Here is a 21,826-nt window from a genome sequence, read left to right on the forward strand (position 1 = left end):
GCCCAAAGAGGTGGTGTTCATGGGTAATGAAGAAAACGCCTGATTTTATTCTCATCATCGTTACACTTGCATTGTTAACAATCGGAATGATTATGGTTTATAGTGCGAGTGCGGTTTGGGCCTCTTATAAAATGGGGGATTCATTCTTTTTTGCAAAAAGGCAATTGTTATTTGCAAGTCTTGGGGTAGTAGCTATGTTTTCTCTCATGAAAATTGATTATTGGGTGTGGCGTACGTATTCAAAAGTAATTTTACTAGTTTGTTTCGTTCTTCTTATTCTCGTTCTTATTCCTGGAGTAGGTCTTGTTCGTGGAGGGGCGCGAAGTTGGATTGGAATAGGGGCATTTTCTATCCAACCGTCAGAGTTTATGAAATTCGCGATGATTATTTTCTTGGCAAAATTTTTAGCGGAACGACAAAAATTAATTACATCTTTTAAACGAGGTTTACTACCGGCTCTTAGTTTTGTATTTCTTGCTTTTGGGATAATTATGTTACAGCCAGATCTTGGTACGGGAACGGTAATGGTTGGGACATGTATTATTATGATATTCATTTCGGGAGCAAGGGTCTTTCACTTTGCAATGTTTGGTTTGCTTGGTGCAGCGGGATTTGTAGGGTTAATCGCATCAGCACCATATCGAATGAAACGCATTACATCATATTTAGATCCGTGGTCGGATCCGCTCGGAAGTGGATTTCAAATTATCCAATCGTTACTCGCAATTGGACCTGGTGGTTTATTTGGGCTTGGACTTGGACAAAGTAGACAAAAATTTCTTTATTTACCTGAACCACAAACAGACTTTATATTTGCGATCTTATCCGAGGAATTAGGTTTTATTGGTGGTTCATTTGTGTTATTATTATTTAGTCTATTATTATGGCGCGGGATTCGTATAGCATTAGGAGCGCCAGATTTATATGGTACGTTTTTAGCAGTAGGTATTGTGGCGATGATTGCGATTCAAGTAATGATTAATGTTGGTGTTGTAACAGGACTGATGCCTGTTACGGGTATTACTTTGCCATTTTTAAGTTATGGTGGATCAAGTTTGACCTTAATGTTAATGGCAGTAGGTGTATTATTAAATATAAGTCGCCATTCTCGCTATTAAACCCTGTTTAAAAGACAGGGTTTTTCGTGTGTGTGTGAAAATACAATATGTATATAGAAATAAATACGATTGAATAAGAACAGGGAAGTGGAGGAATCAGTAGTGCGAGTATTAGTAAGTGGTGGGGGTACTGGAGGACATATTTATCCAGCTCTTGCTTTAATTAGAGAAATAAAAAAACTAAATCCTGAAGCAAGATTTTTATACATTGGTACAGAGAATGGATTAGAGAGTACCATCGTACCGAAAGCAGGTATTCCGTTCCAGTCTATTGTTATAAGTGGATTTAAACGAAAAATATCTCTTGATAATGTAAAAACAGTGATGCGTTTCCTAAAAGGTGTTCAAGATAGTAAACGATATATTCGTCGTTTTAACCCTGATATTGTGATTGGTACGGGTGGATACGTATGTGGGCCAGTTGTATATGCTGCGGCTAAATTAGGTATTCCGACTATTGTCCATGAACAAAATAGTGTACCTGGTGTAACGAATAAATTTTTAAGTCGTTATGTCGATAAAGTTGCAGTTTGTTTTGAAGCAGCTGCAGAACATTTTCCACAGTCAAAAGTGGTTATGACAGGTAATCCACGTGCATCAGAAGTAATGGACCAAAATGGAATGAAAGGAAAACGTTCGGTAGGACTATCCCTTTCTAAAAAATCCGTGCTTATTTTTGGTGGGAGCCGCGGGGCTAGACCGATTAACGATGCTTTTGTAGAAGCGATTGAACAATTTGGGAATAAAAGTTACGAAGTATTATATGTAACAGGCGAAGTACATTATGATAAAGTTATGGAAGCCGTGAAACAAAAAGGGAATCCGAATAATGTTATTATTAAACCTTTTATTCATAATATGCCAGAGGTACTGACGGGTGTAGATCTTGTTGTTTCAAGGGCAGGGGCTACAACGCTTGCAGAATTAACAGCGTTAGGAAAGCCAAGTGTGTTAATTCCAAGTCCGTACGTAACAAATAACCATCAAGAAAAAAATGCACGATCAGTTGTTGATAAAGGAGCAGCTAAAATGCTACTTGAAAAAGATTTAACATCCGAAACGCTTATTCGTGACATTGATGAGATTTTATTGGATACACAAACATTACAAAATATGAAACTGGCTACTAAGCAACTTGGTATTCCAGATGCAGCAAATAAGCTATATGAAGTAATGAACAAGCTTATTAAAAAATAACATTAGGTGAACGCCCTGCATATTACTGTAATAAGGAGACTTAATATGGGGGAGATTGTCTATGGAACAATTAGTAAAAGAGCTTTTAGAAGCAAATGTTGGTCGCGTGTTAGTTAATGAACCGTTAGCGCGTTACACGACTATGAAAATAGGCGGACCAGCTGATATTTTAATTGTACCAAAGCATGTTGCTGGTATTGAGAAGACTCTAGAGTTAGTAAAGAAGTACAAGACAGGGTGGACTGCAATTGGTCGTGGTTCAAATCTTCTCGTATCTGATCAAGGTATAGAAGGTGTGGTTATTCGTTTAGGAGAAGGATTAGACCATTTAGAAGTCGAAAAACATAGAGTAAGAGTTGGTGCTGGATATCCCCTTATTAAATTGTCAACTTTACTTAGTCGACAGGGATTAGCGGGCTTGGAATTTGCAAGTGGTATTCCAGGAAGTGTTGGCGGTGCAGTGTATATGAATGCAGGCGCTCATAAGTCCGACATATCGAGTGTATTAACGAAAGCTCGTATCTTGTTTGACAATGGAACAATTAATTGGTTGACGAATACCGAAATGGGGTTTTCTTATCGCACATCTGTATTGCAAATGAAACGCCCTGGTATTGTTTTGGAAGCTGAATTCCAATTGGAGGTAGGCGAACGCGAGGGAATTGTAAGAAGCATGCAAAAGAATAAAGAGTATCGCCGTGAAACGCAGCCTTGGAATCACCCTTGTGCAGGAAGTATATTTCGAAATCCAGTCCCCTATTTTGCAGGAGATTTAATAGAAAAATCAGGGCTTCGTGGCTATAAGATAGGTGGAGCTCAAATTTCTGAAATGCATGGAAATTTTATTATTAATACTGGTGTGGCATCAGCGCAAGATGTATTAGACTTAATCGCATTGGTAAAGCGTACAATTAAAGATAAATTTGGTGTTGATATGCATACAGAAGTAGAAATAATTGGAAGATAACGGTTGTTCGTTCCGCTCATTATCATTTATGTTATAATAAGAAGATAAGAACGGCATGAGGAACATGCCGTTCTTTATGTTACATAGGGGGATCGTACATGAAAAATAGTAAAGTGATTAAACTACAAGATCGTGTACCAAAATTAAAGAATCAAAATAAAAAAAATAAGAAACCTGTTAATCATCGGTTAATTTTATACATATCGATTTTATTTTTATTAGTACTCTTTTTAATTTATTTTCGGTCTCCGCTTAGTAATATAAAAAAGATAAGTGTCTTTGGAAATCATTATATGACAGATGAACAAGTTATGAAGGAATCAGGTGTGACATATGATACGAGTTATTTCCGAGTAACAGCACATAAAGCAGAAGAAAACTTAACGAAACGAAAAGAAATTAAAGAGGTAAATGTAAAAAAACGTTTCCCAAACAAAATTGATGTTCATATCGAAGAATATTTAACAATTGGCTATATAAACAAAGATGGGAAATTACAACCGTTATTAGAAAATGGGAAAACACTCGATATACTTCCGAACGGAAAGCTTCCAGTTGCAGCACCAATTTTTGAACCATTTAAAGAGGAAAAAATGAAGGAATTAATTGCAGAACTAGAAAAATTAACGCCAACTATTTTAAGGTCTATTTCTGAAATTCGTTATACACCAACGAACGCAAATGAAGATCATCTTACTTTATATATGAATGAAGGATATGAAGTGAGCACCACTATTCAAAATTTCGCAAAGCGAATGGAAGCTTATCCACTTATTTTAAAAACAATTGAACCTGGTAAGAAGGTTTTAATTGACTTAGAAGTGGGTGCATATACGAAGGAACTAGGTGCTGAAGAAAAGAAAGAATAGAATGATAGTTTTTACTGCGTTATTACGTATGAAATGAAACGAATGTTCTTTTATATGGATGCTAATTTGCAAGAATGCTTAATTTGATGAAAAAAATGTAAATTTTCTTAGATTCATACTAGGATTGGTACAAGTTTCACTTTTCTACAAGTACATCTTAGTGTAGACTTATACTTGGCGGTAATCTTTACACTTGAAATATAATTATTTCAAGATAGAGCAGTTATTTACAGGTTACTGCGATATTCTTAAATGAATGTTAAATAAAAATAAGAAAAATATAGGGTTAAAAAAGGGAAACGTATAAAGACGTTGAATATTTTTCTTATAAATAGTAAAGTTGCGATTGTTGTTCCATATATTGAGTTGTATGGTATAAATAAAGAAGGAGGTGCCAAAGAATGAACAGCAATGAAATATATGTTAGTCTTGACATCGGTACATCCAATGTTAAAGTCATCATTGGTGAAATGGTTAATGATAGCTTAAACATTATTGGTGTTGGAAACGTAAAATCAAATGGTTTGAAAAAGGGATCGATAGTTGATATAGATGAAACTGTTCGATCAATTAAAAAAGCAATTGAACAAGCTGAGCGCATGGTGGGTATCCACATTGAGCAAGTTGTAGTAGGTGTCAATGCAAACCAGGTACAGTTGCTCCCGTGTCACGGAGTAGTCGCTGTTTCAAATGAAGATCGTGAAATCGGGAATGAAGATGTCTTACGCGTTCTAGATGCAGCGCAAGTTGTGTCAATTGCTCCTGAACGTGAATTTATTGATGTGGTACCTCGACAGTTCATTGTAGACGGTCTTGACGAGATTAACGATCCACGCGGGATGATCGGTGTAAGATTAGAAATGGAAGGTACACTTATTACAGGCTCGAGAACTTTACTACATAACCTACTTCGTTGTGTAGAAAAAGCAGGTCTTGAAATTGTTGATATTTGTCTGCAACCTTTAGCGGCAGCGACAGTTGCGTTATCTTCGGATGAAAGAAATAGAGGGGTAGCCCTTGTTGATATGGGTGGAGGATCTACAACCTTATCTATTTTTAAAGATGGAGAGTTGCAAGCAACGAGCGTATTGCCATTAGGTGGAGATCATATAACGAAGGATATAGCGATTGGGCTGAAAACTTCAACAGAAAATGCAGATCAAATTAAGCTGAAATATGGACATGCTTTTTATGATACAGCATCTGAAGAAGAGATGTTTACGGTTCCTATTATGGGAAGCGATCAAACAGAACAATATTCTCAGTTGGAATTATCGGATATAATAGAGGCTCGTGTAGAGGAAATTTTAATGTTTGTTCAAGATGAAGTGCATAAGTTAGGAGTAAAGCAAGCTGCTTCTGGATATGTACTAACTGGTGGGATAGCTTCTATGCCAGGTGTTCTTGATCTTGCATACGATATTTTACATGAAAATGTTCGTATAGCAACTCCTGATTATATTGGTGTTCGTGAGCCTCAATATACAAGTGGAGTTGGATTAATTAAACATTCTTATCAAAAAGCTAAATTACGTGGGAAAAATGTGCAGGAAAAGCAAGAACATTTTGAACCAGTACCAGCACCAATGCCGGTACAACAGCAACCTGCGAAACAAAAAACTCGTAATCAAAACAATACTAATCAAAATGATGACCGCATGATGTCAAAAGTAAAACGTGCATTCCGTTATTTATGGGATTAAAATTGGACACGAAAAATGAGGTTCTAGGGGGATTTCGACATGTTAGAGTTTGATACTACTCAAGATCAATTAGCGAATATAAAAGTTATCGGTGTCGGCGGTGGCGGAAACAATGCTGTAAACCGTATGATTGAACACGGTGTACAAGGTGTAGACTTTATCGCTGTGAATACTGATGCACAAGCATTAAATCTATCAAAAGCTGAAACGAAAATGCAAATTGGTGGAAAATTAACGCGTGGACTTGGTGCAGGCGCAAACCCTGAAGTAGGGAAAAAAGCTGCAGAAGAAAGTAAAGAACAGATTCAAGAAGCGCTTCGTGGCGCGGATATGGTCTTCGTAACTGCTGGTATGGGCGGCGGAACTGGAACTGGTGCAGCTCCAGTTGTTGCTCAAGTTGCAAAAGAACTAGGCGCGTTAACAGTTGGTGTTGTAACACGTCCATTTACATTTGAAGGGCGTAAACGTGCAACTCAAGCTGCATCTGGTATTGCGTCATTTAAAGAAAATGTAGATACACTTATCGTAATTCCAAATGATCGCTTATTAGAGATTGTTGATAAAAATACGCCAATGTTAGAAGCGTTCCGTGAAGCAGATAACGTATTACGTCAAGGTGTTCAAGGTATTTCTGATTTAATTGCTACACCAGGTCTAATTAACTTAGACTTTGCAGACGTAAAAACAATTATGTCTAATAGAGGTTCTGCTTTAATGGGTATCGGTTCTGGTAATGGTGAAAATCGTGCTGCTGAAGCTGCGAAAAAAGCGATTTCTAGTCCATTACTAGAAACATCTATTGATGGAGCTCAAGGTGTTATTATGAACATTACGGGCGGCGCAAACTTAAGTTTATATGAAGTACAAGAAGCAGCAGACATTGTAGCTTCAGCTTCGGATCCAGAAGTAAATATGATCTTCGGTTCTGTTATTAATGAAGGATTAAAAGATGATATCGTTGTCACTGTAATTGCAACTGGTTTTGATGATAGTGCTTCGACACAACCACCAAAACCAATTATCCGTCCGACTGCGAATCACACGCAACAGCAACAACAACCAGTAGCTCAACCTTCAAAACAACGTGAAGTTAAGCGTGAAATGAAACGTGAAGAGCCGGTTATGCATGATCGTCATACAGATTCAGATGACATCGATATTCCAGCATTCTTACGTAACCGTCGTAGACGATAAAAGAAAAGGAGCTTTCATGCTCCTTTTTTTTGTTGTCTAAATGGAAAAGATCTGCTAAGCAGATCTTTTTTTATTATTTTGCATATGGAGAGCCCAGTCCTATTTTTAAGCCATAAGCTGTGATAAATAAATTGAAACTTTAATTAATCGGGGGCGTTCATCCGAAAATGATTGTTAGCCCGACTCCCACTTAACTTCTGTACTTTTTTATAGTTGAATTTTGAAGCAGGGTCTTACTGCCCGCAAATAGCAAGATAAACTTTGTATATATATATAATTCAATTATTATGTATACAAGTAAGAAATTTATATTATTCTATGAAAAATACATTTTTATTTTTTACCGACAGATTATGTCTAGAAATCACAAAATAACAAAAAAACCCCTCCACCAATTGACACACTTTCCTATTGGATATGCATTATACTAGTCTCAACTTAAAAAAAGAGGTGAATTGTTTGGTTGTTTACGCCGACATTGTTTGGTTGTTAAACGCCTGCATTGATTTTCTTTTACTTTTATTAACAGCCACCGTGTTAAAAAAGAGAATCAAAAGATGGAGGCTTGTGTTAGGGGCATTTATAGGTTCAACTATTGTTATTTTCGCCTTTACGCCTTTTGCTTCTATGATGACACATCCAATTATGAAACTATTGTACTCGTTACTTATTGTGTATACAGCATTTGGGTTTTCGACATTTAGAAATTATACACAAACTGTTTTTACTTTCTATTTTGTAACCTTTATGGTTGGTGGAGGATTAATTGGAACGCATTACTTTTTGCAAACGAACGAAATGGTAAATGGGTTAGTTCAATCTAAATCAGTTTCTTACGGTGATCCAATTAGTTGGTTGTTTGTTATTTTTGGTTTTCCAGTAATTTATTATTTTTCTAAAAAGCGTATAGAAAGCGTAGAGGTCACAAAGATACACTATGATCAAATCGTGAAAGTGAAAATTCAATTAGCTGGAGAGGAACTAGAATTAGCAGGTCTAATTGATAGTGGGAACCAACTTTATGACCCGTTAACAAAAACACCCGTTATGATTATGCATATTTCATCATTAGAACATTGTTTGCCAGCTTGGTTAACAGAACAAATTTATTCCAAAACAGAAATTCCTCAAATACCAGAAAATGATTCTGGATGGGCGACGAAACTACGTTTAATTCCTTTCCGAGCAGTAGGAGTAGAGAATCAATTTTTATGGGCAATTAAGCCAGATTGTGTGCGAGTTTATCATGAAGGTTTGGTTGTTGTAAACAAAGTACTGATTGGATTAAATACACAACAATTATCTACTAATGGAGAGTATCAATGTATTGTACATCCGAAAATGTTGATTTCGCAAAAGATGGTAATTGCTTAATTATGAGAGGCGGGATAATATGGTGAAATTTAAATTTTATTTGGTATACCTTTGGTATAAAGTATTGCTGAAATTAGGAATTAAGACCGATGAAATTTATTATATTGGTGGAAGTGAAGCGTTGCCACCGCCGTTAACGAAAGAAGAAGAGGCAGTTCTTTTGAATAAATTACCAAATGGAGATCAAGCTGCGAGGTCGATGCTTATTGAACGTAACCTAAGGCTTGTTGTATATATAGCAAGAAAATTTGAAAATACAGGGATCAATATTGAGGATTTGATTAGTATAGGAACAATTGGTCTTATTAAGGCAGTGAATACATTTAATCCAGAAAAGAAAATTAAATTAGCAACATATGCATCTCGTTGTATAGAAAATGAAATTTTAATGCATTTGCGTCGAAATAATAAAAATCGTTCGGAAGTTTCTTTTGATGAACCGCTTAACATTGATTGGGACGGAAATGAACTGTTATTATCAGATGTTTTAGGTACAGATGATGACATTATTACAAAAGATTTAGAAGCTACTGTAGATCGTCATCTTTTAATGAAAGCATTGCATCAATTAAATGACCGTGAAAAACAAATTATGGAGCTTCGGTTTGGACTCGCTGGTGGCGAAGAGAAGACACAAAAAGATGTGGCTGATATGCTTGGAATTTCACAGTCTTATATTTCTCGTTTGGAAAAAAGAATTATAAAAAGATTACGAAAAGAATTTAATAAAATGGTGTGAAGAATAAGACCAGTCGGTATCTAGACTGGTCTTATTCTTTTTTTGTGCATTAGGAAATATGATATTTGTGAAAAATGATGAAAAAACCGTATGCATAAAATCCCCTTCAAAGGAAATACTTTACACTGTACAGCAACTCCCGATAGGAGGGAACACTTTGACGAGAAACAAAGTAGAAATTTGCGGTGTTGATACAGCTAAACTTCCAGTACTAAAAAATGAAGAGATGCGTAAATTATTTCGTGAAATGCAAAGTGGAGAGATAAGCGCCAGAGAGAAATTAGTGAATGGAAACTTACGTCTTGTACTGAGCGTCATCCAAAGATTTAATAACAGAGGAGAATATGTTGATGATTTATTTCAAGTTGGTTGCATTGGACTTATGAAATCCATTGATAACTTTGATTTAGGCCAAAATGTAAAGTTTTCAACGTATGCTGTGCCGATGATTATTGGAGAAATACGCAGATATTTGCGTGATAACAATCCAATTCGTGTATCTCGCTCATTACGAGATATTGCGTATAAAGCGTTGCAAGTAAGAGAAAAATTGATTGCTGAAAATTCAAAAGAACCAACAGCAATGGATATTGCGAAAGTTCTTGAAGTGACACATGAAGAGATTGTTTTTGCACTAGATGCGATTCAAGACCCAGTTTCATTATTTGAACCGATTTATAACGATGGAGGAGATCCTATCTTTGTTATGGATCAATTAAAGGATGAAAAACAAAAGGACGAGCAGTGGGTTGAAGAACTGGCGTTGAAAGAAGGAATGAAGCGTTTAAATGATCGTGAAAAAATGATTATTCGAAAACGTTTCTTTCAAGGAAAGACACAGATGGAAGTTGCCGAAGAAATTGGGATTTCTCAAGCGCAAGTATCACGTTTGGAGAAGTCTGCTATTAAGCAAATGAATAAGACGATTCAAGGATAAGGTCCTCACCAGTTATGGTGAGGCCTTTTTTATATATAATACTTTGCGCTCATAGTAGAGTGGGGAGGTTCATATAATGAAAATAAAATGGATGTTCTATTAGTAGCGGTTATATACTGTTTATCCACTTCAAAATTCGGCTGAAGTAAGAAGAGCTGGAGCTACCCGTAAAAGTCCGATTAGCATGGACTAATAATCAGTAGGGATGGAGAAAATCCCACTGATTAAGGTTTCACTTTATTTGAGAGCGTACTTACGATTTATGATATAAGGGAGAGGATGGAACATGATACGAATTTCGGATTTTCAAATGAAGGATGTTGTAAATGTTTCAGATGGAAAAAGGCTTGGAAATATTGGAGATATTGATTTTGATATAGACACAGGAAAGATTAGGGCAGTTATTATTTCCAAGCAGACACGTATGCTTGGACTCTTTGGAAAGGAAGTAGAATTTGTGATTCCTTGGGAGCAAATTATGAAAATTGGGGAAGATGTCATACTTGTCAGAGTAGATAATATTAATTCTGTAACAGAATCAATACAAACACCGACAATTTCATAAAGAATATTACAAATTCCTCTTTTTTTTCAGTTGTCATTATGAAAAAATAAAAGTATGGTAAAATAGACAGGAAGTACCATGCTTTTTTCTGTTATTTTAATTAAAAGGAGTCGCTTTATGAGAGAACCATTTAAATATGCGGACGGTATACTGTATTTACAAGCGTGGAAAGAACTTGGAAACATTACTGTTGGATTTACGACAAAAGATGGTGGAGTAAGTACAGGCTCCTTTCATGCGATGAATTTAGGATTACATGTGAATGATATCGTGGAGAATGTTCATGAAAACAGACGCATTTTAGCGAATAAGTTACAAAAACCATTAGAAAAATGGATTTGCTCTGAACAAGTTCATGACCATCATGTTGAGAAAGTAGGACTGCAAGAAAAAGGGAAAGGCGTTTATTCATATGAAGACGGTATTCCAAAAACGGATGGCATTTATACGACTAACAAAGATGTTCTCTTAACATCTTGTTACGCTGATTGTGTTCCGCTCTATTTTTATGCACCATCACATGATATGATAGGACTTGCGCATGCTGGGTGGAAAGGGACTGTAACAGAGATTGCGAAAGAAATGATTCAAAAGTGGAATGCAGAAGGTGTTTCAAGTGATGAAATTCATGTCGCAATTGGTCCTGCAATCGGATCATGTTGTTATGTTGTTGATGATCGTGTATTAACAGCAGCACAGCAAGTAGTAAACGGATCTGTTCCCTATAAATTAATTTCTGATGGTCAGTATGCAATTAATTTAAAAGAAGTTAATCGTATATTATGTGTACAAGCAGGCATAAAAGAAGAACATATTGTAATGTCATCTCTTTGTACAAGCTGTGAAGAACAATTATTTTTCTCTCATCGTCGTGATCAAGGTAAGACGGGAAGAATGTTGAGTTTCATAGGTTTTAAGGAGGAGTGAAGTAAGTGACAGTGCAAGGGAATTTAGCAGATGTAAACGAAGTAATTAAAGAATCTTGTGTACGAGCTGGACGTTCGATGAAAGATATTAAGCTCGTTGCAGTTACAAAAACTGTAGGGATTGAAAAAACAAGCGAAGTAATTGAAACAGGAATTATTGATTTAGGTGAAAATAGAAATGAAGGTTTCTTACAAAAATACGAGTATTTCGGTTCAAAAGTGAATTGGCATTTTATTGGATCATTGCAAACGAGAAAAGTAAAAGAAATCATTAATGAGATTGATTATTTACATTCATTAGATCGTCTTTCGCTTGCAAAAGAAATTCAAAAACGTGCTGATAAGAAAGTTAGATGCTTTATTCAAGTGAAAACATCATCTGAAGAATCAAAGCAAGGATTGGCGATAGAAGAAACAATTTCTTTTATTCAAAGTTTGCAAGAATTGGATAAGATTGAAGTGGTAGGATTAATGACAATGGCTCCGTTTACAGGAGAAGAGGAAGAGATTCGTCGCTGCTTTAAGGAATTGCGCATGCTACAAACAGAGGTGCAGGAGCTAGAATTATTACATGCACCATGTAAAGAATTATCAATGGGAATGTCAAATGATTACACGATTGCAATTGAGGAAGGCGCTACATATATTCGTTTGGGAACGGTTTTAGTAGGAAAAGCGTAGGAGGAAGGAGAAAGTTATTATGAGTTGGTCAAAAGTAAAATACTTCTTTTTTGACACACCGGAAGAAAAAGAAGCAGCTCAATATAGTTATGAAAAGGAGCAAACAGACATGAAAAAGCAACAAGATCCCCCAGAACAACAAGATGTTCCGTTTGCGAAAGTGCAACCGAAGCAAAATATAGTGAGTATTGAAACAGCGAAGCAATCTTCAAAAGTTGTTTTACTAGAACCACGTACATATTCGGAAGCGCAAGGCATTTCGGATCACTTAAAAGGTAGACGAGCTGTTGTAATTAATTTGCAAAGAATGTCTACAGATCAAGCTGTACGTATCGTTGACTTTTTAAGTGGTACTGTATACGCTATAGGCGGGGATATTCAAAAAATAGGCCCGAAAACATTTATGTGTACACCTGAAAATGTTGATATCGTTGGTGCGATTTCAGAGTTATTCGGTGAAGAAGAAGAGACAAATATAAAGAGGTGGTAATACGCCATGACAACAGTTTTAACAGTGTTACTTACTGCTATCGAGATTTACTCGTGGGCACTAATTATTTACATTCTCCTATCATGGTTTCCTGGCGCAAAGGAATCAGCTTTTGGAGATTTTCTTGCGCGTATTTGTGAACCATATTTAGAGCCGTTTAGGAGGTTTATTCCACCATTTGGTATGATTGATATTTCTCCACTTGTTGCTATTGTTGCCTTGAAACTTGCTAGAGGTGGTTTAGTGAGTTTATTCAACTATTTTTTATAGTGTGGGGTTAAATACATGAGCATCTATGAGCATTTTAGACCTGATGAAGAGGTCTTTGTGGATAAAGTATTAGAGTGGAAACAGGCTGCTGAGTACCATCAAGTCAAGTTAACAGATTTTCTTGATCCAAGACAGCAACAAATTGTTTCTATGGTAATAGGGCAAGGAGATGTAGCTGTACGGTTTGATGGTGCGATGCCTGAAGCCGAACGGAAAAGAGCACTAATTTATCCAGATTATCTAGAATTAAATGAAGAGGAATTTCAAGTAGAAGTATTAGAAATTGACTATCCTTCCAAGTTTTTCACGCTAGAACATAGGCAAATATTAGGTGCATTCATGTCGCTTGGTTTAACAAGGGAAAAATGTGGTGATATTTTGCTTCAAGAAGACCGTGCCCAAATTGCAGTTGCCAAAGAAGTTGTATCGTATATTGAAATGAACTTACAATCAATAGGGAAAATGAAAGTCACACTCTCTCCTATACAAGTAGAGAAAATTTTGCATGTAGGTGAAAAATGGGGAGAAAAATCTGGGACTGTTTCGTCACTTCGTCTAGATGTTTTATTAGCTGAAATGCTACATATATCTAGGCAGAAGGTACAGCCTCTTATAAAAGGTGGCTTAGTAAAAGTCAATTGGAAAACAGTAGAGCAAACTTCGTATGAATGTTTTCCGGGGGATGTTTTCTCGGTTAGAGGGTATGGACGAAGTAAATTATTTTCTGTAGAAGGTAAAACGAAGCGCGACAAATGGAGAGTTTTGTATGGTATACTAAAATGATTGGTTTTTTAGAAGGAAATTCTCTTATTTTGTCGAAGAAAAGATATAATTGAAAGAGGAAATTTAGATAACTACTTGGAGGTGGCGTTGTGCCGTTAACACCATTAGATATTCATAACAAAGAATTTGGTCGCGGGTTTCGTGGCTACGATGAAGATCAAGTAAATGAGTTTCTTGATCAAATCATCAAAGATTATGAATTAGTCATTCGTGAGAAAAAAGCTTTAGAAGAAAAGGTTGCACAATTAGAAGGAAAGTTAGATCATTTTTCTAATATTGAAGATACGCTGAACAAATCTATCATTGTCGCACAAGAAGCTGCTGAAGAAGTGAAGCGTAATGCACAAAAAGAAGCAAAATTAATTGTACGTGAAGCAGAAAAAAATGCAGATCGTATCATTAATGAAGCGTTAGTGAAATCAAGAAAAGTTGCATTTGATATTGATGAGTTAAAGAAACAAGCGAAAGTATTCCGCACTCGTTTCCGTATGTTGTTAGAAACACAGCTTGAAATGTTAAGCAACGATGATTGGGACAAATTAATTGAGTTAGAAGACGAAGTGGACGAACTGTTGAAAAAAGAAGAAACAGTGTAAGCTTGACGTTTTTCTCATTATTACATATAATTTTAAACAGCATATTTATTAAGAAAAACGAAGATAGGGATAAGTACCTTTTTCATACCTTATATAGCGAACTGAGGATGGTGTAAGCTCAGGATAAGGAGATAATGGGAATATCACCCTGGAGTTCCGCGCTGAACAAATGGAGTAAGCGTAGGCGTATATTCGCGTTAAGAATATAAAGAGGATTTTATACATACGTATAGGATCTACTAGGGTGGTACCGCGGGAGACTTTCTCGTCCCTTTTTGGGGATGAGAGGTCTCTTTTTTATTCCCTTTTTTAAGGTCTGTCGTTTATATATTTAAGGAGGAATTGAGCATGGAGTACAAAAATACATTACTAATGCCAAAAACAGAATTCCCGATGCGTGGGAATTTACCGAAACGTGAGCCTGCAATGCAAGAAAAATGGGCTGAAATGAATATTTATGAAAAGGTACAAGAACATACGAAAGGTCGTCCTTTATTTGTACTACATGATGGACCTCCATATGCAAATGGTGACATCCATATGGGACACGCACTAAATAAAGTGTTAAAAGACTTTATTGTTCGTTTTAAATCAATGACGGGTTATTGCGCACCATATGTACCAGGTTGGGATACACACGGTTTACCGATTGAACAAGCTTTAACAAATAAAGGTGTAAAGCGTAAAGAAATGACAGTTGCTGAGTTCCGTAAGTTATGTGCAGAGTATGCATATGAGCAAGTGGAACGTCAACGTGAACAATTTAAGCGTTTAGGTGTACGTGCAGATTGGGATAATCCATATATTACTTTAGAGCCAGCTTATGAAGCACAACAAATTAAAGTGTTTGGTGACATGGCGAAAAAAGGTTATATCTATAAAGGACAAAAACCAGTTTACTGGTCTCCAACAAGTGAATCAGCTTTAGCAGAAGCTGAAATTGAATATCAAGATAAAAAATCAGCATCTATTTACGTAGCATTCCCTGTAAAAGATGGAAAGAACGTATTAGAAGGTGATGAGAAATACATTATTTGGACAACAACACCTTGGACATTACCTGCTAACCTAGGTATTTCTGTTCATCCAGAACTTGAATATGCTATTGTGAAAGTAAATGATGAGAAATATATTATTGCTTCTGAACTATTTGAGACAGTTGCAAAAACGTTAGAGTGGGAAAATGCTGAAGTTGTGAAAACGGTAAAAGGTAGCGAACTTGAGTATACAGTTGCAAAACATCCATTCTACGATCGTGACTCATTAGTTATGCTAGGAGAGCACGTAACAACAGATGCAGGTACAGGTTGTGTTCATACAGCACCAGGACACGGGGAAGATGACTTCGTTGTTGGTAAAAAGTATGGCTTAGAAGTACTTTGCCCAGTTGATGATAAAGGTGTATTAACAAATGAAGCACCTGGATTTGAAGGCTTATTCTATGATAAAGCTAACAAGCCAATTACAGAAAAATTAGAAGAAGTAGGCGCGTTACTGAAACTAACATTCATTACGCATTCATACCCACATGATTGGAGAACGAAAAAACCAATTATTTTCCGTGCGACAGCGCAGTGGTTTGCATCTATTGAAGCGTTCCGTAAAGAATTATTAGAAGCTGTTGCGGAAACAAAATGGGTACCAGCATGGGGAGAAACTCGTCTTCATAATATGGTTCGTGACCGTGGTGACTGGTGTATTTCTCGTCAGCGTGCATGGGGTGTGCCAATTCCTGTATTCTATGCAGAAAATGGTGATCCAATTATTACAGATGAAACAATTAATCATGTAGCAGATTTATTCCGTGAGCACGGTTCTAACGTATGGTTCGAGCGTGAAGCGAAAGATTTATTACCAGAAGGATTTACACATACAGGTAGTCCAAATGGTGAATTCCGTAAAGAAACAGACATCATGGATGTATGGTTCGATTCAGGTTCTTCTCACCAAGCGGTATTAGAAGAGCGCGAAGACTTACAACGTCCAGCTGATTTATATTTAGAAGGATCTGACCAGTATCGTGGTTGGTTTAACTCTTCATTATCAACAGCAGTTGCTGTAACTGGTAAAGCTCCATATAAAGGCGTACTAAGCCATGGTTTCGTACTAGATGGTGACGGACGTAAAATGAGTAAGTCGATTGGAAACATCGTCGTACCGAAGAAAATTATGGATCAATTAGGCGGAGACATTTTACGCTTATGGGTATCTTCTGTTGACTATCAATCTGATGTACGTATTTCAGATGATATTTTAAAACAAGTAGCAGAAGTGTATCGTAAAATCCGTAACACATTCCGCTTCTTATTAGGAAACTTAGATGATTTTAATCCAAGTGAAAATACAGTAGCGGTAGCTGAACTTCGTGAAGTAGATCGTTACATGTTAGTGAAGTTAAATGACTTAATTACAAAAGTAAAAGATGCATATGAAACATATGACTTTGCTGCTGTATATCATGCAATTCACAACTTCTGTACAATTGATCTAAGTTCATTCTACTTAGACTTTGCAAAAGACATTTTATACATTGAAGGTGCAGATCACGCGGATCGTCGTGCAATTCAAACTGTATTATATGATGTTCTTGTTGCATTAACGAAACTTGTAACGCCAATCTTACCTCATACAGCTGATGAAGTATGGCCATATGTTCCTGGTGCAGAAGAAGAAAGCGTACAGTTAACTAATATGCCAGAAGCTACAGAAGTAGAGGGTTCAGAAGCGTTAAGAGCAAAATGGGATGCATTTATGACATTACGTGATGACGTTTTAAAAGCGTTAGAAGTAGCTCGTAATGAGAAAGTAATTGGTAAGTCATTAAATGCGAGCATTACGCTATATCCGACTGCAGAAATGAAGGCTATGTTAGAGTCTATTAGCGAAGACTTAAAGCAATTATTCATCGTCTCTGAGTATAAACTTGGTGGTACAATTGAAGAAGCGCCAACAGAAGCACCAAAGTATGAGCATACAGCTGTAGTTGTAGCACAGGCGACAGGTGAGACGTGTGAACGTTGTTGGGTTGTTTCAGAAACAATTGGTAAAGATGCGGAACATGAAACATTATGTGAGCGTTGTGCAACGGTTGTTAAAGAAAATTATGTGAAATAATGAAAAAAAGCTGACTGCTCATAATAGCAGTCAGTTTTTTGTTGATGATATATCGAAATAACTTTCACTCTCTTTCCTATGAAGGAAAAATGTGTGTGAGGTAAGCGTGGAAATTTCGGACACACTAATTGTACATTGCAGCTGGGAGGAATGTACACGTGAATGAAATTTATATGGAAATAAAAGAAGAATTGCAATTGATGAGAAAAGAGTTGCAAGATAGATTGGCGAAAGAAGTAATGCACACATACTATATGGAATTTGGGCAAGAACTTGGATACGAAATAAAGGAAGAGACAAAGAAAAAATTGCTATTACATGATATAAAAGAGGATTTAAAAGATGTAGAACGTGCATTGTTTAAAATGGAAATAGATATGTACGGTATTTGTGAAGAAACTGGAAGAGCGATTTCTACAAAACAAATGAAAACAATGCCGACTGCTCGTACTATTCATGAATTTTTCTATGAAAAGGTAAATGTATGAATACGCACAACGATATTATGTTACCTTTTTTTAATTTATTTTATTCTTCTACAAAGGTTCATTGTGAAAAGGTAGCAGCTATGCTAAAATTTTGAGGTACACTGTCTTTGTGGGGGAAATGAAAATGATATATTATGTAATAGCGTTATTTGTCATTGCCATCGATCAAATATCGAAGTGGCTAATTGTAAAGAACATGGAATTGGGTACGAGCATTCCGATTATCGATAATGTATTATACATAACATCTCATCGAAATAGAGGAGCTGCCTGGGGTATTTTAGAAAATAAAATGTGGTTTTTCTACATTATTACAGTCATTTTCGTAGCATTTATCGTATTTTATATGAAAAAATATGCGAAAACGGACAAGCTTCTAGGTATTTCATTAGGTCTAATTTTAGGTGGAGCAATTGGCAATTTTATTGATCGTGTATTTAGACAAGAAGTAGTGGATTTCATTCACGTGTATATTTTCTCGTACAACTATCCGGTATTCAATATAGCTGACTCAGCATTATGTATTGGAGTTGTATTAATTATTATTCAAACAGTATTAGAAGGAAAGAAAGCGAAGGAGTAATTGAATGAGTGAAGTAGTACAAGTAACAGTTGCAGAAGAACAAAAAAGCGAGCGAATTGATAAATTCGTTGCAGAAATAAACAGTGAATGGTCACGTTCACAAGTGCAGCAATGGATTAAAGATGCTGTTGTGACAGTAAATGGAAAATCAGTTAAAGGGAATTATAAAGTAAAAGGAAATGATGAAATTACAGTAACAATTCCCGAGCCAGAAGAGTTAGATATTCAACCGGAAGATATGAATTTAGAAGTTTATTATGAAGATGCCGATGTACTAGTTGTAAATAAGCCGCGTGGCATGGTAGTACATCCAGCACCAGGGCATACGAAGGGTACGCTTGTAAACGGACTTATGCATCATTGTACAGACTTATCAGGTATTAACGGTGTAATGCGTCCTGGTATAGTACACCGTATTGATAAGGATACATCTGGATTATTAATGGTTGCTAAAAATGATATGGCGCATGAATCACTTGTAAATCAACTTGTAGCAAAAACGGTAACAAGACGTTATAAAGCGATTGTACATGGTGTAATTCCACATGATAAAGGAACAATTGACGCTCCAATTGGTCGTGATAAAAAAGAACGTCAAAGTATGACTGTTGATGAAAATGGTAAGAATGCAGTTACACATTTCCAAGTGTTAGAGCGATTTAAGGATTTCACACTTGTAGAATGCCGCTTAGAAACGGGACGTACACACCAAATTCGTGTTCATATGAAGTATATTGGTTATCCACTTGCAGGGGATCCAAAGTATGGTCCGAAGAAAACATTAGATATGAATGGACAAGCACTTCATGCAGGGATTTTAGGTTTCGATCACCCTCGTACTGGTGAATATATTGAGTTTGAGGCACCGATTCCAGAAGTGTTTGAAGAAGCGCTAAATATTTTACGGAAATAGTATTGACAAATCATAAGAAAACTGAGATACTGACAACAGTTAAATAATGATCCTTTAACACAGCCCCGTGAGGTTGAGAAGGTAACGGTTTGAAATACTTAGGGTATGTTGTACCCTTTTTTCAAAAGTCCTCTCGCACACGCTGAGAGGACTTTTTTTATACCATTACTCTCACGCAAGAAAAAAACTTGGAGGTGTAGAGCATGCAAGAGAAAGCTGTCGTTTTAGATGACCAAATGATTCGCCGCGCTTTAACACGAATTAGTCATGAAATCGTGGAACGAAATAAAGGTGTCGATAATTGTGTTCTTGTCGGAATAAAAACACGTGGAATTTTTATTGCACAACGTTTGGCAGAACGAATTGGTCAAATTGAAGGAAAAGAGATGGAAGTAGGAGAGTTAGATATTACGTTGTATCGTGATGATTTAACACTACAATCGAAACATAAAGAACCACTTGTAAAAGGTTCTGATATTCCTGTAGATATTACGAAGAAAAAAGTTATCCTTGTGGATGATGTGTTATATACAGGAAGAACAGTTCGAGCAGCAATGGATGCTCTTATGGATTTAGGTAGACCATCACAAATCCAATTGGCTGTTCTTGTTGATAGAGGTCATCGTGAATTACCAATTCGCGCTGATTATGTAGGAAAGAACATTCCAACATCTAGTGAAGAGCGTATCGAAGTTGATTTGCAAGAGACAGATCAACAAGATCGAGTAAGCATATACGATAAGTAAAGCCCTTTTAAATGTAGTCCTGTGAGGCTGCCAAAGGGTCTTGGCTTTCATATGTCAAATTTGGCATACGAAAGTGTAGGACTCTTTGTGCACAGGCACAAAGAGTTTTTTTATTGCAAAAATTAAAACTGAAGGAGGATGTAACAATGGAGCAAAAGCCAGTGTTAGACATTCATGAAGTACCGAAACCGGGAAAATGGTTATTATTAAGTATACAACATTTGTTCGCGATGTTTGGATCAACAGTGCTTGTTCCGTTTTTAACAGGACTGAATCCATCAGTAGCTTTAATATCAAGTGGATTAGGAACGCTAGCGTTTCTTCTAATAACGAAAGGTCAAGTACCAGCATATTTAGGATCATCATTCGCCTTTATTGCACCAATTATTACAGCAAAAACAGCAGGTGGACCTGGAGCTGCGATGCTTGGAGGAATGCTTGCGGGACTTGTTTACATCTTAATCTCACTCGGAATTAAGAAATCTGGGTCAGAATGGATTATGAAATTACTTCCGCCAATCGTAGTTGGGCCAGTCGTAATGGTAATCGGTTTATCTTTAGCACATACAGCAGTGAACATGGCGATGAACGGTGCGGATGGTAAGTATAGCATTACACACTTTTCAGTAGCATTAGTAACATTAGCAATTACAATCATTTGCTCCATATTCGGGAGAGGATTTTTCAGTATCATACCAGTGCTACTTGGAATCATCGGCGGGTATATATTCGCTTACTTCCAAGGGCTAGTAGATTTAAAGCCAGTAGCTGAGGCAAAATGGTTTGTCATACCAGACTTCACAGTACCGTTTGTAACATATACTCCGGAGTTTTCATGGAAAATTGTACTCTTAATGGTGCCAGTTGCACTTGTAACAATTTCAGAACATATCGGACATCAAATTGTACTTGGAAATGTTATTAAAAGAGATTTAATTGAAAAACCAGGTTTACATCGTTCAATCTTCGGTGATGGGATAGCAACATTGATCGCATCACTAATAGGAGGACCACCGAATACAACGTACGGTGAAAACATCGGTGTGCTAGCAATTACGAGAGCATACAGTGTATACTTATTCATCGGTTCAGCAGTGTTCGCAATCATGTTTGGATTTATCGGGAAGATTTCAGCACTGATTCATTCGATTCCAACACCAGTTATGGGTGGTGTATCAATCTTACTCTTCGGAGTAATCGCATCAAGTGGTTTACGTATGATGGTAGACGATAAAACAGACTTAGGTGACAAACGAAACCTAATGATTGCATCAGTTATACTAGTAATCGGTATTGGCGGAGCGGTACTGCACGTAGGTGAATCGTTCCAAGTAGAAGGAATGGCGCTAGCAGCAATTGTAGGTGTACTATTAAATCTACTACTACCAGAGACAAAACAAACAAATAAAACAAAACAATCTAAGCAGATTGCTTCATAAAAATAACCTTTTAATTCAGTCCTGTGAGATAGAAAAGGGTGGCTACTTTAACGCACCCTAGTCTCAAAGACTAGGGTATTTTTATACAGTTATTGTTATATAAATTCAATGGTGTTATCATAAAAAACAGAAAG

The 21,826-nt window shown here is 36.5% G+C and carries 22 protein-coding genes and 1 other annotated feature; all 22 genes read left to right on the forward strand.

The window, feature by feature from the left end:
- The first annotated feature begins 26 nt into the window (after positions 1-26).
- Complete coding sequence (spoVE, locus tag JFT89_RS28700) at positions 27-1,118, forward strand: stage V sporulation protein E (protein ID WP_002066872.1); 1,092 nt, start codon at positions 27-29, stop codon at positions 1,116-1,118.
- A gap of 102 nt (positions 1,119-1,220) precedes the next feature.
- Positions 1,221-2,315: an undecaprenyldiphospho-muramoylpentapeptide beta-N-acetylglucosaminyltransferase gene (gene murG, locus JFT89_RS28705; protein WP_002088269.1), complete on the forward strand. Its 1,095-nt coding sequence runs from the start codon at positions 1,221-1,223 to the stop codon at positions 2,313-2,315.
- A 61-nt stretch (positions 2,316-2,376) separates the two neighbouring features.
- Positions 2,377-3,282 carry a UDP-N-acetylmuramate dehydrogenase gene (gene murB, locus JFT89_RS28710; protein WP_201040940.1) on the forward strand — a complete coding sequence of 302 codons (906 nt, stop codon included), beginning with the start codon at positions 2,377-2,379 and terminating at the stop codon, positions 3,280-3,282.
- Positions 3,283-3,380: 98 nt separating this feature from the next.
- Positions 3,381-4,151, forward strand: a complete 771-nt coding sequence (gene divIB / locus JFT89_RS28715; protein ID WP_002137995.1) for a cell division protein DivIB — start codon at positions 3,381-3,383, stop codon at positions 4,149-4,151.
- 401 nt (positions 4,152-4,552) lie between these two features.
- Positions 4,553-5,854 (forward strand): cell division protein FtsA, encoded by a 1,302-nt coding sequence (ftsA, locus tag JFT89_RS28720; protein WP_002014731.1) that lies wholly within the window; start codon positions 4,553-4,555, stop codon positions 5,852-5,854.
- Positions 5,855-5,893: 39 nt separating this feature from the next.
- The gene (gene ftsZ, locus JFT89_RS28725; protein ID WP_002066873.1) at positions 5,894-7,048 is read left to right on the forward strand and encodes a cell division protein FtsZ; all 1,155 of its coding nucleotides are present in this window, start codon (positions 5,894-5,896) and stop codon (positions 7,046-7,048) included.
- 459 nt (positions 7,049-7,507) lie between these two features.
- The gene (gene spoIIGA / locus JFT89_RS28730; protein ID WP_016096208.1) at positions 7,508-8,422 is read left to right on the forward strand and encodes a sigma-E processing peptidase SpoIIGA; all 915 of its coding nucleotides are present in this window, start codon (positions 7,508-7,510) and stop codon (positions 8,420-8,422) included.
- 19 nt (positions 8,423-8,441) lie between these two features.
- Positions 8,442-9,161, forward strand: coding sequence for an RNA polymerase sporulation sigma factor SigE (gene sigE, locus JFT89_RS28735; protein ID WP_002128857.1), 720 nt, complete (start codon positions 8,442-8,444; stop codon positions 9,159-9,161).
- A gap of 157 nt (positions 9,162-9,318) precedes the next feature.
- Positions 9,319-10,098 carry an RNA polymerase sporulation sigma factor SigG gene (sigG, locus tag JFT89_RS28740; RefSeq protein ID WP_002014725.1) on the forward strand — a complete coding sequence of 260 codons (780 nt, stop codon included), beginning with the start codon at positions 9,319-9,321 and terminating at the stop codon, positions 10,096-10,098.
- A gap of 286 nt (positions 10,099-10,384) precedes the next feature.
- A complete protein-coding gene (locus JFT89_RS28745) occupies positions 10,385-10,663 on the forward strand; it encodes a YlmC/YmxH family sporulation protein (protein WP_016096209.1) in 279 nt (92 codons plus the stop codon).
- Positions 10,664-10,780: 117 nt separating this feature from the next.
- Entirely contained in the window at positions 10,781-11,590 is an 810-nt protein-coding gene (pgeF, locus tag JFT89_RS28750; protein ID WP_002137988.1) for a peptidoglycan editing factor PgeF, read from the forward strand.
- A gap of 5 nt (positions 11,591-11,595) precedes the next feature.
- Entirely contained in the window at positions 11,596-12,270 is a 675-nt protein-coding gene (locus tag JFT89_RS28755) for a YggS family pyridoxal phosphate-dependent enzyme (RefSeq protein WP_201040942.1), read from the forward strand.
- A 19-nt stretch (positions 12,271-12,289) separates the two neighbouring features.
- Positions 12,290-12,760 carry a cell division protein SepF gene (locus JFT89_RS28760; RefSeq protein ID WP_002137984.1) on the forward strand — a complete coding sequence of 157 codons (471 nt, stop codon included), beginning with the start codon at positions 12,290-12,292 and terminating at the stop codon, positions 12,758-12,760.
- Positions 12,761-12,766: 6 nt separating this feature from the next.
- Entirely contained in the window at positions 12,767-13,030 is a 264-nt protein-coding gene (locus JFT89_RS28765; protein WP_002014720.1) for a YggT family protein, read from the forward strand.
- A 15-nt stretch (positions 13,031-13,045) separates the two neighbouring features.
- The gene (locus tag JFT89_RS28770; RefSeq protein WP_042889751.1) at positions 13,046-13,813 is read left to right on the forward strand and encodes a YlmH family RNA-binding protein; all 768 of its coding nucleotides are present in this window, start codon (positions 13,046-13,048) and stop codon (positions 13,811-13,813) included.
- 89 nt (positions 13,814-13,902) lie between these two features.
- Positions 13,903-14,409, forward strand: coding sequence for a septum site-determining protein DivIVA (gene divIVA / locus JFT89_RS28775; RefSeq protein ID WP_002146043.1), 507 nt, complete (start codon positions 13,903-13,905; stop codon positions 14,407-14,409).
- A 51-nt stretch (positions 14,410-14,460) separates the two neighbouring features.
- Positions 14,461-14,685 (forward strand) — a binding site (T-box leader).
- Between the two features lie 72 nt (positions 14,686-14,757).
- On the forward strand, positions 14,758-17,523 hold the full coding sequence (ileS2, locus tag JFT89_RS28780; protein WP_002066877.1) for an isoleucine--tRNA ligase: 2,766 nt from the start codon (positions 14,758-14,760) through the stop codon (positions 17,521-17,523).
- Positions 17,524-17,681: 158 nt separating this feature from the next.
- Positions 17,682-18,011 (forward strand): TraR/DksA C4-type zinc finger protein, encoded by a 330-nt coding sequence (locus JFT89_RS28785; protein ID WP_002014715.1) that lies wholly within the window; start codon positions 17,682-17,684, stop codon positions 18,009-18,011.
- A gap of 124 nt (positions 18,012-18,135) precedes the next feature.
- A complete protein-coding gene (gene lspA / locus JFT89_RS28790) occupies positions 18,136-18,594 on the forward strand; it encodes a lipoprotein signal peptidase LspA (RefSeq protein ID WP_002128849.1) in 459 nt (152 codons plus the stop codon).
- Between the two features lie 4 nt (positions 18,595-18,598).
- Complete coding sequence (locus JFT89_RS28795; RefSeq protein WP_002137978.1) at positions 18,599-19,507, forward strand: RluA family pseudouridine synthase; 909 nt, start codon at positions 18,599-18,601, stop codon at positions 19,505-19,507.
- A gap of 203 nt (positions 19,508-19,710) precedes the next feature.
- Positions 19,711-20,253 carry a bifunctional pyrimidine operon transcriptional regulator/uracil phosphoribosyltransferase gene (gene pyrR, locus JFT89_RS28800; protein ID WP_001156489.1) on the forward strand — a complete coding sequence of 181 codons (543 nt, stop codon included), beginning with the start codon at positions 19,711-19,713 and terminating at the stop codon, positions 20,251-20,253.
- Positions 20,254-20,399: 146 nt separating this feature from the next.
- Entirely contained in the window at positions 20,400-21,692 is a 1,293-nt protein-coding gene (gene uraA / locus JFT89_RS28805; protein ID WP_002014712.1) for a uracil permease, read from the forward strand.
- Positions 21,693-21,826: the final 134 nt, after the last annotated feature.

This window comes from Bacillus sp. TH25 (assembly GCF_016650935.1).
Taxonomy (GTDB): domain Bacteria; phylum Bacillota; class Bacilli; order Bacillales; family Bacillaceae_G; genus Bacillus_A; species Bacillus_A mycoides.